Source organism: Mesorhizobium sangaii (assembly GCF_014207355.1).
Lineage (GTDB): Bacteria > Pseudomonadota > Alphaproteobacteria > Rhizobiales > Rhizobiaceae > Mesorhizobium > Mesorhizobium sangaii.
This window is the reverse complement of sequence record NZ_JACHEF010000004.1, coordinates 401,979-413,639: the sequence shown is the minus strand read 5'-3', so window position 1 is coordinate 413,639 and position 11,661 is coordinate 401,979. Positions and strand designations below refer to the sequence as shown.

The window sequence follows — 11,661 nt, the reverse complement described above, 5'->3', positions numbered from 1 at the left end:
GTTGGATGCCGGACATGATGTCGGACAGGGAAATCTCAGGCATCAAGGCCAACCTGTTTCCGGCAAGCCACGGCGCGATATCAGATTGGCATTCGTTCCCATGGCACCGCGACAGAAACCGCGGCAATCGCGCCCAAACGGACAAGCCCCACTCCTCACAGGCGCTGGCAATCGACGTCTTCGGGACAATCAAGATGAGCGTAGACCGCGACGAAATATTAGGCGCAATCGCCCGAACATGCGGCCTTCCCGACAGTGGTGCTTGGTCCGTGGAATTAGAGTGGTCCGCTCCCAAGGAATTATTGGGCGAAGTGAGCGCGACGCAAGTTGATGCAATAGCGTTTGGGGAGCGCTCCATCATTGTAATCGAAGCCAAGTTCACAGAACCCGGTGGTCGTTGCAGCCAAACCAAACCACTCGCTGCCGGGGCAAATCGGGGTATTCGACAGTGCAATGGTAGCTATGTTGTGCAGAGGAACGCAGTCAATGACAGGGTCGCCCGCTGTGCATTGACCGCTAAGGGTATCCGATATTGGGAGAGCATCCCCGAAATTTTTGGCATCGATGCCACCGAGGATTTGATCCCGTGTCCTTTCGTGCTGGACGATTTTCAATGGATGCGAAACGCGGTGGTAGCTCACCGTCTCGAAAGGACCCACGGCAAGCCAGCCATTGCGGTTGCGGCTTTCGCAGACGGCATGGATTTTCCGACCGCAAAAAAAGTTCGGACGGGGGGGCTGGGCCAACCTTCCAGGAGCGGAATTTCAACGGTAGTGCCGCTATCCTATCAGTCGATAATTTCCATCGCGCGTTCTGTCTCGAGGCACCCAGGGCTGTGGGAGGCCCTGGCCGTCTGGGTGACACAGAAAATTGAGACGGCTGAAGGCATGTTCAATCACCCATGACCAGGCAACTGAATTCCGACGAACTCGGGGAGCACGGCGAAGGCCTCTTCCCGTCGCTCTGCACTCCATTTGGTCTCGTCGTGAACAAATCGATGCGAGACCGAACCGGTTGGGACTATCGGGTCGAGTTCCCTAATAAATATCTGGACACAAAAACCTATCCAGACAAAAGACCGGCTCTGCCGGCATACAACTTTCAAGTGAAATCGATGTGGGCAGATAGGAAGAGTTTTTCTGCCCACTTGCTATCAATGGAGCGTCTGGCAAAAACTGCCGAACCCTCTTTCATATTTGTGATGAAATTTCGCTCTGACCTCTCTGTTGAGAAAGCATTTTTGATACATCTTGGGGATGGGCCGCTCAACCAAGTATTGAAGAGATTGACTGCGGAGAGCACCAAGGGAAAGCCGATAAGAAGCCAGAAGGTGACCTTCACAGAAGGAACTGACTGGTATGATGTGCCCATGGAGCCGCATGCATTTTTCGCACGTGTTCAGGAGTTATCCCAAGCCTACGCTGCGGGCGGCGATTATGCAGAGGCGAAGCGCAAGCAAATTGAAACTGCAGGCTATTCAGATAGTCCTGTTCAAATCAAAGTCACCATTCAGGGAAAAGACGGGAAGGAACTGATTGACGGCTTCCTGGGGTTGGCACCCCTGCATGTCACTTCGTTCTCGACTATTGAGGAGAGATTTGGCTTTCAGAGGCCATTTGGGCCGCAATTTTCGGGTCCTGGCATAATGTCATTCAAGCCAACAGGGGGACCCAAGTGCAAGATTTTCCTTCGGTACACCCGCAACGGAGTGCCTGTAGTGAGGGAAGGCCATTTGATAATTCCACCTGTCAAGTCTGCTTCGCGGTTCCTTGTGGCTTTGCATCCCGTCACCCTCGATATCAACCTTGCTGGTACTCTCAATTTTACTGTTGCCGACCTTAACTCGGAGGTGAAATCGCTGTCATGGTGGAAGGAGGTTGCACGAGCGCTTGACATACTTTTCTCGGATCAATTCTGCTTTGACTTATACGCCCACGACGGGACGAAGCTTTTTGGAGTTGAAATCTTCGCCAACACGAATGCTAACCAAGCCTTTGCTGATTGGCTTCGAGTCTTATTGCGCGCGGTAAATCGAATGTTGAGCGTGATCGACCGGGTTGGAATGTCAGACATCGAATTCTGTATTTCTGATATCGAAATGGCTGATGCACACGTCGCCCGCTGTGTCGCCCTGGTAGATGAAATCGGCACCCTCTTCACACTAAAACTCGATGATCTGACGGAACGCTCTGAAGACCTCATTGGCGAGCCAATGACTGGAATTGTAGCTCAATCACTCCGTCTAGGTAGCGCCGAACTCATGTATTGCTCGGTCACGGAGATGACCATGATACGAGATCAGGCGGGACAGCACGTCTTGCAGGCGACAACGACAAAGCAAGGATTTCTAGAAGGTGCTGGCAGCGACACTTTAGAGAGTTATGCGCGTAGCTGTGCGAGACACGTCGGTGCCCAGTACTTGATTGTTTGGGGATAATGGCATGAATTCGGCGAGTATCCCTGGCGGCCCCCATCATTCTCGAAACGCGTCGGATTTTTTTTAATAGGCGGCATGGCGTTCGGAGGCGAAAAGGGCGGCAAATGGGCATCAAGATCGTGGTGGCGGTGACAGATGGCGACTGGTTCACCCAGCTGTGTCGCCTACCCGATCTTGCCGAGGTCAACTTTTGGTCGCCATCTCCAAAAGCCTTCCGAGCATTGCAACCTGGCGAGTTGTTCTTGTTCAAGCTCCACGCCCCAATCAACATGATTGTTGGCGGCGGTGTCTTTGCCTCCGCGACCATCATGCCCCTGTCGCTTGCATGGGAAGCATTCGGGAACGCGAACGGCGTCCTCAGCCTTACAGAGATGCGGTCTCGCATCTTGCGCTACCGCAAAGTCGATCCGGCGACGGCAGGCCCGATAGAAATAGGATGCCGCATCCTCACACAGCCTTTCTTTCTCCCAGAAAGTCAGTGGTTCTCTCCGCCCGCATCGTGGTCACCGAACATCGTCAGCCTCCGTGGCTATGATACTGCGGAACCAGAAGGGAAAGCGCTATGGGAGGCCGCACAGGCCGCTATGACCCATTTGGTTGATCCACATTTCCTTGCGGAGGAGCAGGCACGTTACGGGCAACCGACGTTGATCCGTCCGCGTCTCGGTCAGGGGGCCTTTCGACTGGTCGTAACGGACCTATATGGCAGGCGCTGCGCGATCACGAAGGAGCGCACCCTCCCGGCCTTAGAAGCCGCCCATATACGGCCATACGCGGATGGCGGGGAGCATTCCCCAAGCAATGGCATCCTCATGCGCCGCGACATCCACAGCCTCTTTGACCAAGGTTATGTAACGGTCACATCTGATCACCGTTTCGAGGTCAGCCGCCGTATCCGGGAAGAGTTCGAGAACGGGCGGCATTACTACGAACTACACGGTTCAGAGATTACGCTGCCTGCGAGCCAAGCTGCGCAACCGGACGCTGCCGCCCTTCGATGGCACAATGAGGGCCGATACTTAGGCTAGGAGTGCTGGCGGATTGGGGCGGCATCAAGCGCCGTTGCCCAGGCACGCTGACAATCCTCTACCGTTTGGAACACGACAGCTCTAAAGGTCGTCCGTTCGAAGAAGTGAATAAACCACACGGAATGCAAACCTTCTTCCCCGACCACAGGAAGGTAGTGGTACTCGAAGATATCGGATTGGACATGACCATAAGAAAAGCCGTCCGACACTACGTCTAAGAGTTCTGGCCCTCGCAACACGTCCGCGATGACCTGAGCGTCATGGACCGGCCAAGGTAAGCCGTGGTGTCTAGCTAAGCCCCGAACGATCTTTCGCACGCTTTTTAGAACGCGCGGATCGTTAGCTGGATAGATCATATGATCGGTCGAGCCTGAGACGGGCCTCATGATGGCATATACATCCTGAGCGCGCCTCAACCCATCGCGTCGCCTAAGGCTGCCGGTGATCTTCGTTTCCCAAAGTTCTTTCACCGCCTGATTTGACTGCCCGGCGAGAGCGAGGACGAACCTGAGATGGACGTCGTCATCCGTGGTTCCGTTGTTACATTCCGAACACGCCGCGATGACAATCCAGTGGGTTTTGCCCCGTCTCCTCGTGGGTGCGTAAAGGTTCTTTGGAACGACATGCTCCTCCGTGGTCAGGCGGCGTTTGCCACACAGACCACAACGAGTTCTCTGCCGCTTTGTGGGTTTCGTTGGACGCACGTTTGTTCTCATGGGCTTCCGCTGTTCCGACACCACCCGTACAGTGATTATTCAGGACGACCGTCGCAAGGGGGAAGTCCGCCGAACAAGCCAAAGCCAAAGACGCCCTCTTTGTCTGCCGGACGCCACGATCTTCATCCCGACGTCGAAACGTCTCCATGGGCTTTTAAACCCTTTCGAATGCGCTTTTGACGGTCCAACCCGACCCGTTTTCAGGTCTTGTTTCTAAGAGCCGCTTCGATGACGCCTTTGATCCATTGAAGATCATTTTCGGATAGAGCGGCCAAGCGTGTTGTCAGCTCTAGCAGCGGACCGCGCCGCAAAGCTCCTGACGGGATTTCAGGGCTGAATAGCTCGGCGGGATCAACCCCCAGCGCGGCTGCAATCTTTTCGATCATCGGGAAACGAGCGCCCGTAGCACCGACCTCGATCTTGGAGATCGTGTCGATGCTGACGCCAGCCCTTTCGGCCAGTTGTTCTTGTGTGTATCCGGCGCGTTTGCGGTGCGCCATTACCAGCCGTCCGAACCGCTTCCGAAGGTCTTCCATCCGCTTCTCCACACCGTCAGGTGTAGAGGCGGCTGACCGCTCGCTTTAGGGGCGGTTGCCTTTAGTTTTCTAAGAACTTGCAATCTGTTTGCAAGAAACCGCAAGTCAGCTACTATTTTGCTGGGGTTTAGCAATTCAGCATATAGGCCGGTTGGGTTTGCGCATCGTTGGCATTCCCGGTGTTTCGTCGGAGAGGGACATGGGCGGGCTATCTATTGGGCAGTTCCTGGTCCTGCTGGCTCTCGTAGCGTTGGCAATCAAAGCACTGGCCAAGCCAGACGTCGCCCGGAAACTGTTTGTCATCGTAGCGGTGGGCTCGGCAGGGCCATTAGCCTTTGTAGCGACCAACTTAGTCGGGAAGCACTTGGCCGGACGTCAGTCTGCCCCGAATAGCGACACAACCAATGCCGACATAACTGACCTATCGGGCGAAGCGGACGCGAATGCCGGGCCACATGTTGAGCCTCCGAAACCCTCAGACCCACAACTGTCGAGCAATGGTAAGAAAAAATATAACTATTTGAAGCAGCAAGCGCTCTATGACGTGCCAGCCTGTCAATTTCCAGACGATTACGGCAAATACCAGAACCTGATCTCTGCCGGTCGCAGCGATCTGGCATTCCAATTACAGGACTGCTACGTGATCCCACACGGGACAGAAGTCGTTCAGGTCGATACAATTGGAAAAAAGATGAAGCAGGTGATCTTGGAAACAGATAGCCAGACCCTCCAGCTTTGGTCCGGTTATGATCTTTTCAAAAACGCACTTACCCGGGCACAAGACGAGGCTTGTAAGTCTGGTGATCAGCCCTGCCGCGATGAGATCGCTGCCCAATTCGAACCTGAGTAAACGCCGCCCCTTGCGTCATCGGCATACTCTTTTCTCGCGCCTTGCATGTATGTTGGAGCCGTGTGAAATCAATTTCACTTCTTCAGTCCGGGCAATAGGCGCTGCGTCCGCCAATGCACAGGCGGTGGCCAACTGGAGTGGCTACTTCCTGCCTCATCATAGTGGATTTGACTTCCCGGGCATCCTGAGTAGCCTTAAGTCATGCCCGCATCACGGAGGATCAGTGGCACCCTGCGCTGCTGAGCCTCCGCGACCTCCCCAGCGTCAATTTTGCCGCGTGGAGGACAATTGTGAAAAAGAACAAGTCAACGTTCGGAGTGCCCGGGCTGCTTGCGCAGCTCCGAAATTCAGTCGATGGGCAATGGCCGGCAGCACTATTGCTTTACCGCGTTGTGTACCGTTGGGCCAATGTCGCAAACAAGCTCGAACGGTTGGGCCGTGAATGGATCGCGATGTCCCGCGAGAACTGGGCGCGAGAGGCCGGGTTATCCGTTAGCGAGATGAAGAACAGGGCGCTACCACATCTGCGCAAATATCAATTCATCAAAATCCGAGCGATGAAGCTTGGCGACGTAAAGCTGCTCTGGATCAGTCTCGATGTTGATGAGCTGGAGAAATGGCAAACACCCTGGGACATGTATGAGCCTCAGCTCAATGGAGCTAAAGTGATTGGCGCGAAGAAGGTGCCTTCCTATCCATACAAGAAGAAACCGAAGGGAGGCGAGAACGTCGATTTCGAGGGAAAGTAGACGAATTGCATTCGTCTCGGCATAAGCCGATGTCGGGACCGTCTCGACGGGTTGACGATCTTCTTCTGAGAAGAGTGCAACATATCAGAGTGGAAAGAGATGATCTCACACTGTGGAGGTCTGTCAAACGACCTCTACAGTCTCTCCCGAAAACTTCGTGTTTCGGGAAAGTGAGGTGCTCCGCTTACGCTCCGTAAAAGGAAGTCGGGAGAAGGATGAAAGTCATGAAACACATTCCCGGATAAAGAAAAAGCGCGCCGCGAGTTTGACTTCCAGGCTCGTGAGTGCTGGCATTGAACCGCTTGTGGAGTAAGTGCTCGACCGCCAATGGCGGTGAGCCGTCGGACCGGGAGGACACCCGGCAAGCACCTAGCAACTGCATGCTCGCATGCATCTTTAGGTGAGCCGACAAGTGCCCCTTATTCTCAACAAGCGGCGGAAGACGATCCGTCAAGATGACTATCAACATGCGGGCCAGGACCGCGACAAAGTGGTGAGCTTCCCGGCGACTACGACGCCACTCGACCCGCTGGACCGACTGGTTGTTTTCCTCGCGAAGCGGATAGCGGAACAGGATCACCGGATTGCACAAGGGGAGGGCCAATCATGCGAGCGGTGATCTACAGTCGCTATAGCACTGACTTGCAGAATGACCGCTCGATTGAGGATCAAGTCGCACTTTGCACGGCCTATGCGGATCGCCATGGCTACCAGATCGTTGGCCGCTTTGAGGATCGTGCTGTGTCTGGCGCGTCTCTGCACGGTCGAAAGGTCTTTGACCTGCTCGCGGCTGCGGAACAACGACAGTTCGATGTCGTCCTGACCGAGGCATTTGATAGGCTGGCACGCGATACAGCGGACAGTCTGTTCATACTCAAGCACCTCGACTTTCTCGGGGTAAAGCTTGTGTCGGTGAACCAAGGTCAAGCGGAGACCGTCAATCTGGTGATCCACGGCCTGATGGGTCAACTCCAGCGGGAGGAGGGAGCGAGAAAGGTTCGCCGAGGCATGGCCGGGGTCGTGCGGGAAGGGCGAAACCCCGGTGGGCGACCCTATGCCTACCGCCCGGTTGCCGGGCAGGTGGGACGTTTAGAAGTCGTGGAGGAGGAAGCTGCTGTCGTTCGTCGCATCTACGCCGAGTTCCTTGCCGGGAACTCCTCCCGAACCATTGCGCACGGCCTCAACCGCGACAGCGTGCCGCCGCCTCGTCGCAGCCTGTGGAATGCGTCCACTATTCACGGCAACGCCAAGCGCGGCATCGGCATCTTGAACAACACCATCTATGACGGTCGCCTGACATGGAACAAGCTCAGGATGGAAAAGAACCCTGACACGGGCAAGCGTGTGTCACGTGAGAACCCATTTGATCAGCGGCAAGAGGTTGAGGTCGCTGATCTCCGCATTCTGGACGCGGGCGTATTTGAAGCGGCTAGAGTACGCCGCGAGGCTACAAGGAAGCCGCGACCCGAGATGCACCGCCGACCCAAGCGACTGTTGTCGGGCCTGCTTCGCTGCGGCGTTTGCGGGTCAGGTATGTCCACCTCAGGAAAGGACAAATCCTCTCGTGTTCGTATTCGGTGCTCCGCGCACAGAGAGAGCGGCAACTGCCCTGATGCCAAGACCTGCTATCTCGACAGCGTAGAGGAGTTGGTAGTGGGTGCTCTGATTGAAGAGCTGCGGGAGCCTCGCAAGGTTACTCTCTTCATCGAGACCTATGTGGCCGAACGCAAGCGTCTGGTCGCGTCATCACAGCGCAACCGTTCGACGCTGGGAGCCAAGCTCGCACGGGTTCAGCGGGAGACCGACCGATTAGTAGATTTCGTAGCGAAGGGTCTCTTTTCGGAGGAGGAGGTTCAGAAACAGCTTCCCGCGCTGCGGGCAGAGAAACAGCTTTTGCAGCAGGAACTGGAGAGCGTTCCACACGAGGTCGAGACAGTCGTGCTACATCAACGGGCGTTGTCCCAGTTTGAGGTCAAGCTCGCTCGCCTGCGGGACGAACTCCAGCGAGGGATCGATGACGGCAACAGCGAGGGAGCAGCCGCTATCCGGGAACTGGTGGATAGCGTCACAGTCTACCCGAACCGAAAGGGCGGCGTGAGCGTCAGCATTCGCGGGAAACTGGATGCTTTGGTGGGAGCAAGAGGCTTTGGAAACCTCGGTGTTGTTAATGGTGGCAGCGGAGGACCGTTCGCTCCGCCTTCAACATTGGGCACCGGCCACTCTGTCGGTGGGAACGGTGGTAGCGGGAGAGGGACTTGAACCCCCGACCCCAGGATTATGATTCCCGTGCTCTAACCAACTGAGCTACCCCGCCAGGGCGGCGAAAGGCCCGAAATCCGCCTCAAATCGAAAGGCATGTCGAGGGGCGTTCGCCAAGGTCGCGCGGATATAAGGTTGGGAGGGTGAGCCTGTCAAGCTTCGAAGCAACCGGCGCGCCGGCTTATTGTCATTGTCGAAAAGCTTTGCCGCGCAGACATTTGGTTGCTGCCGCCGGGGTTGAGTTCGTAGGGGCACGTCGCTATGTCTCGGCCACGAGTTTTAAGAGTTGAAACAGATGAAACCGCGCATTGCAGTCCTCGGTTGCGGATACTGGGGCAGCAACCACATCCGCACCCTCAAGGCGCTCGGCGCGCTGCACGCGGTCTCCGACGCCAACCGGGCTCGCGCCGAAGGCTTCGCCAGCGAGCAGGACTGCCTGGCGATCGAGCCCGACCAGCTCTTCGTCCGTGACGATATCGACGCCATAGTCATGGCGTTGCCGCCGCAATTCCATGCCGACCTTGCGGTGCGCGCCGCCGAGAGCGGCAAGGATGTGCTGGTGGAAAAGCCGATTGCGCTGACGGTGCCGGACGCCGAGCGCGCTGTGCAGGCGGCCAAGGACAATGGCCGCGTCTTCATGGTCGGCCATGTCTTGCGTTTCCATCCGGCCTTCGAGACGCTGAAGGGGCTGATCGACAAGGGCGAACTCGGCGAAGTCCGCTACATCCATTCGCATCGGCTCGGCCTCGGCAAGTTCCACACCGAGAACGACGCGCTGTGGGACTTGGCGCCGCATGATTTGTCGATGATCCTGGCGATCACCGGCACCGAGCCGATCGAGGTGCGCGGCGAGGGCGCTGCCCTGCTCGACAATCTCAGCGACTTCGCGCATCTGCACATGCGCTTTCCCAACGGCCTGCGCAGCCATCTCTTCACCTCGCGGCTCAATCCCTATCGCGAGCGGCGGCTGACCGTGGTCGGAACCAAAGCGATGGCGGTGTTCGACGACGTCGAACCATGGGAACGCAAGCTAGCCGTCTACCGCCACGCCGTGTGGCAGGACAGCGGCCAATGGGCTTTCACCACCAATGAGCCGTCCTATGTCGCGGTTGCACAAGGCATGCCGCTGACGCGTGAGCTGGAGCATTTCATCCAGTGCATCGAAACGCGGGCCGAGCCGCGCACCAGTGGCGAGGAAGCGATCAGGGTGCTGCGCATCCTGACCGCGGGAACGGTCACGCATACCACGCCCAATTCCTGAGAGCCGTTTGGACTCCATCATTCGCCGGAGCGAATTTCGAAACAGTCGCTGAGCGGGTAGTGGATTACTCGGCGGGGATCTGCGCCGGCCTGGCGGCAAGCCGGGTCAGCATGGCCTCGGCCTCGGCGCCACGCTCCGAACGCTCGATGAAGCCGCCGCCGAACACGCGTGCTTCGTTGCCGTCATCGGAATAGAGCACGCAGGCCTGCCCAGGCGCGATGCCGGACTCGCCGTCGACCAGTTCCACCCATGTGGCGCCAGCGCGGTGATGCAGCACGGCCGGGCGGGGCGGGCGTGTCGAGCGGACCTTGGCGAACAGCTCCAGGCCACCGGCGGGGACATCGGCCAGCGGCCCGTCGCCCAGCCAGTTCATGTTGCGCAGATAGATCTTGTGCGTCTCCAGCGCCTCGCGCGGGCCGACCACGACGCGGGCGCGGTCGGCGTCGAGATGGACAACGTAAAGTGGCTCGCCGGAAGCGATGCCGATGCCGCGGCGCTGGCCGATCGTGTAGCGCAGGATGCCCTCGTGGCGGCCGAGCACGCGGCCGTCGATGTGGACGATGTCACCCGGATTGGCGGCAGTCGGCTTCAGCTTGGCGATGATATCGGAATATTTGCCCTGCGGCACGAAGCAGATGTCCTGGCTGTCCTGCTTGGCGGCAACCGTCAGCCCCATCTCCTCGGCGATGGCGCGAACCTGCGGCTTCGACAGGCCACCGAGCGGGAAGCGCAGATAGTCGATCTGCGCCTGCGTGGTGGCGAACAGGAAATAGCTCTGGTCGCGGTCGGCGTCGACCGGCCGGTAGAGCGCGCGGTGGGCGCCATTGGCGCCGGAGCGGATATAGTGGCCGGTGGCCAGCGCATCGGCGCCAAGCTCCTTGGCGGTGGCCAGAAGATCGGCGAACTTCACTGTCTGGTTGCAGGAAACGCAGGGGATCGGCGTCTCGCCGGCGACGTAGCTCTCAGCAAAGGGGTCAATGACCGCCTTGCGGAAGCGCTCCTCGTAGTCGAGCACATAGTGGGGAATGCCGAGCGTCTCCGACACCCGCCGGGCATCGTCGATGTCCTGCCCGGCGCAGCAGGAGCCGGCCCGGTGCGTTGCCGCACCATGGTCGTAGAGCTGCAAGGTGACGCCGACGACGTCATAGCCCTCGCGCTTCAACAGGCCGGCGACGACCGATGAATCAACACCGCCCGACATGGCGACGACGATGCGGGTGTTTTCGGGACGTCCGGGAAGATCGAGGCTGTTCATGGTTCTTTCGTTCTGAGCGGCGCCTGAATGCCAATGACGCGAATATAGGTCAAGCCTTACGGCTACGCCAGCTTGCAGGGCCGATCGACAGGCAGCGACCGGTTCCGGCGAATGGAGAGATTTTTCCGCGCCGCTGCTGCGCTTCCCTGCTGATGTTTCAAATGCCGACGAAAAGACTAACGCGGCGTTCATGATCCTTACCTAGTCATTAGGGTCTGCTTAGGCAATTTTTAAAGCTGTGGCGGTAACGTGGCGGGGATTGGGTCTTTGAGTTTTTTGTAGAGAGTACGATGACCGATCTGGTTAGACCGAGAGTCAAATATGTTATCGGGCCTGACGGCAGCCCTCTTACGATTGCCGATCTGCCGCCGACGAATACACGTCGCTGGGTTATCCGGCGCAAGGCGGAAGTGGTTGCGGCGGTGCGCGGCGGGCTTTTGAGCCTTGAAGAGGCATGCCAGCGCTACAAGCTAACGACCGAGGAATTCCTGTCCTGGCAGGCGTCGATCGACGAATATGGCCTTGCCGGGCTGCGCACCACGCGCATCCAGCAATATCGGCACTAGAGCC

General features: G+C 57.7%; 10 protein-coding genes and 1 tRNA gene. 8 read left to right on the top strand and 3 right to left on the bottom strand.

Annotated features, from left to right (window positions below; translation table 11 throughout):
• Window positions 1-5 precede the first annotated feature (5 nt).
• The 3 genes from HNQ71_RS22170 (at window position 6) to HNQ71_RS22160 (ending at window position 3,465) form a co-directional block, all read left to right on the top strand.
• Complete coding sequence (locus HNQ71_RS22170; RefSeq protein WP_246461788.1) at window positions 6-905, top strand: PGN_0703 family putative restriction endonuclease; 900 nt, start codon at window positions 6-8, stop codon at window positions 903-905.
• Window positions 902-2,437, top strand: a complete 1,536-nt coding sequence (locus HNQ71_RS22165; protein ID WP_184874755.1) for a hypothetical protein — start codon at window positions 902-904, stop codon at window positions 2,435-2,437. The genes HNQ71_RS22170 and HNQ71_RS22165 overlap by 4 nt, the downstream gene beginning before the upstream one ends.
• 104 nt (window positions 2,438-2,541) lie before the next feature.
• Complete coding sequence (locus HNQ71_RS22160; protein WP_184874754.1) at window positions 2,542-3,465, top strand: HNH endonuclease; 924 nt, start codon at window positions 2,542-2,544, stop codon at window positions 3,463-3,465.
• Between the two features lie 916 nt (window positions 3,466-4,381).
• On the opposite strand, the gene HNQ71_RS22155 is transcribed toward HNQ71_RS22160, so the two are convergent.
• Window positions 4,382-4,717 (bottom strand): helix-turn-helix domain-containing protein, encoded by a 336-nt coding sequence (locus HNQ71_RS22155; RefSeq protein ID WP_184874753.1) that lies wholly within the window; start codon window positions 4,715-4,717, stop codon window positions 4,382-4,384.
• A gap of 199 nt (window positions 4,718-4,916) precedes the next feature.
• Here HNQ71_RS22155 and HNQ71_RS22150 point away from each other — a divergent pair, with 199 nt between their 5' ends.
• The 3 genes from HNQ71_RS22150 (at window position 4,917) to HNQ71_RS22140 (ending at window position 8,575) form a co-directional block, all read left to right on the top strand.
• Window positions 4,917-5,567, top strand: a complete 651-nt coding sequence (locus tag HNQ71_RS22150) for a hypothetical protein (RefSeq protein WP_184874752.1) — start codon at window positions 4,917-4,919, stop codon at window positions 5,565-5,567.
• A gap of 290 nt (window positions 5,568-5,857) precedes the next feature.
• Window positions 5,858-6,316: a hypothetical protein gene (locus tag HNQ71_RS22145; protein ID WP_184874751.1), complete on the top strand. Its 459-nt coding sequence runs from the start codon at window positions 5,858-5,860 to the stop codon at window positions 6,314-6,316.
• 606 nt (window positions 6,317-6,922) lie between these two features.
• The gene (locus HNQ71_RS22140; protein WP_184874750.1) at window positions 6,923-8,575 is read left to right on the top strand and encodes a recombinase family protein; all 1,653 of its coding nucleotides are present in this window, start codon (window positions 6,923-6,925) and stop codon (window positions 8,573-8,575) included.
• Here the strand turns inward: HNQ71_RS22140 and HNQ71_RS22135 are convergent.
• Window positions 8,554-8,630, bottom strand: a tRNA-Met gene (locus HNQ71_RS22135). The two genes, HNQ71_RS22140 and HNQ71_RS22135, sit on opposite strands and share 22 nt — an antisense overlap.
• Before the next feature lie 240 nt (window positions 8,631-8,870).
• Here HNQ71_RS22135 and HNQ71_RS22130 point away from each other — a divergent pair.
• Window positions 8,871-9,836 carry a Gfo/Idh/MocA family protein gene (locus HNQ71_RS22130; RefSeq protein WP_184874749.1) on the top strand — a complete coding sequence of 322 codons (966 nt, stop codon included), beginning with the start codon at window positions 8,871-8,873 and terminating at the stop codon, window positions 9,834-9,836.
• A gap of 64 nt (window positions 9,837-9,900) precedes the next feature.
• Here HNQ71_RS22130 and mnmA read toward each other — a convergent pair whose 3' ends face one another.
• A complete protein-coding gene (gene mnmA / locus HNQ71_RS22125; protein ID WP_184874748.1) occupies window positions 9,901-11,091 on the bottom strand; it encodes a tRNA 2-thiouridine(34) synthase MnmA in 1,191 nt (396 codons plus the stop codon).
• A gap of 290 nt (window positions 11,092-11,381) precedes the next feature.
• On the opposite strand from mnmA, the gene sciP reads away from it, so the two are divergent.
• Entirely contained in the window at window positions 11,382-11,657 is a 276-nt protein-coding gene (gene sciP / locus HNQ71_RS22120) for a CtrA inhibitor SciP (RefSeq protein WP_006203587.1), read from the top strand.
• Window positions 11,658-11,661 lie beyond the last annotated feature (4 nt).

Bases quoted from the DNA above. Each gene is read 5' to 3' on its own strand.
- HNQ71_RS22170 (WP_246461788.1), top strand. From the start codon at position 6: ATGCCGGACATGATGTCGGACAGGGAAATCTCAGGCATCAAGGCCAAC.
- HNQ71_RS22165 (WP_184874755.1), top strand. From the start codon at position 902: ATGACCAGGCAACTGAATTCCGACGAACTCGGGGAGCACGGCGAAGGC.
- HNQ71_RS22160 (WP_184874754.1), top strand. From the start codon at position 2,542: ATGGGCATCAAGATCGTGGTGGCGGTGACAGATGGCGACTGGTTCACC.
- HNQ71_RS22155 (WP_184874753.1), bottom strand. From the start codon at position 4,717: ATGGAAGACCTTCGGAAGCGGTTCGGACGGCTGGTAATGGCGCACCGC.
- HNQ71_RS22150 (WP_184874752.1), top strand. From the start codon at position 4,917: ATGGGCGGGCTATCTATTGGGCAGTTCCTGGTCCTGCTGGCTCTCGTA.
- HNQ71_RS22140 (WP_184874750.1), top strand. From the start codon at position 6,923: ATGCGAGCGGTGATCTACAGTCGCTATAGCACTGACTTGCAGAATGAC.
- HNQ71_RS22130 (WP_184874749.1), top strand. From the start codon at position 8,871: ATGAAACCGCGCATTGCAGTCCTCGGTTGCGGATACTGGGGCAGCAAC.
- mnmA (WP_184874748.1), bottom strand. From the start codon at position 11,091: ATGAACAGCCTCGATCTTCCCGGACGTCCCGAAAACACCCGCATCGTC.
- sciP (WP_006203587.1), top strand. From the start codon at position 11,382: ATGACCGATCTGGTTAGACCGAGAGTCAAATATGTTATCGGGCCTGAC.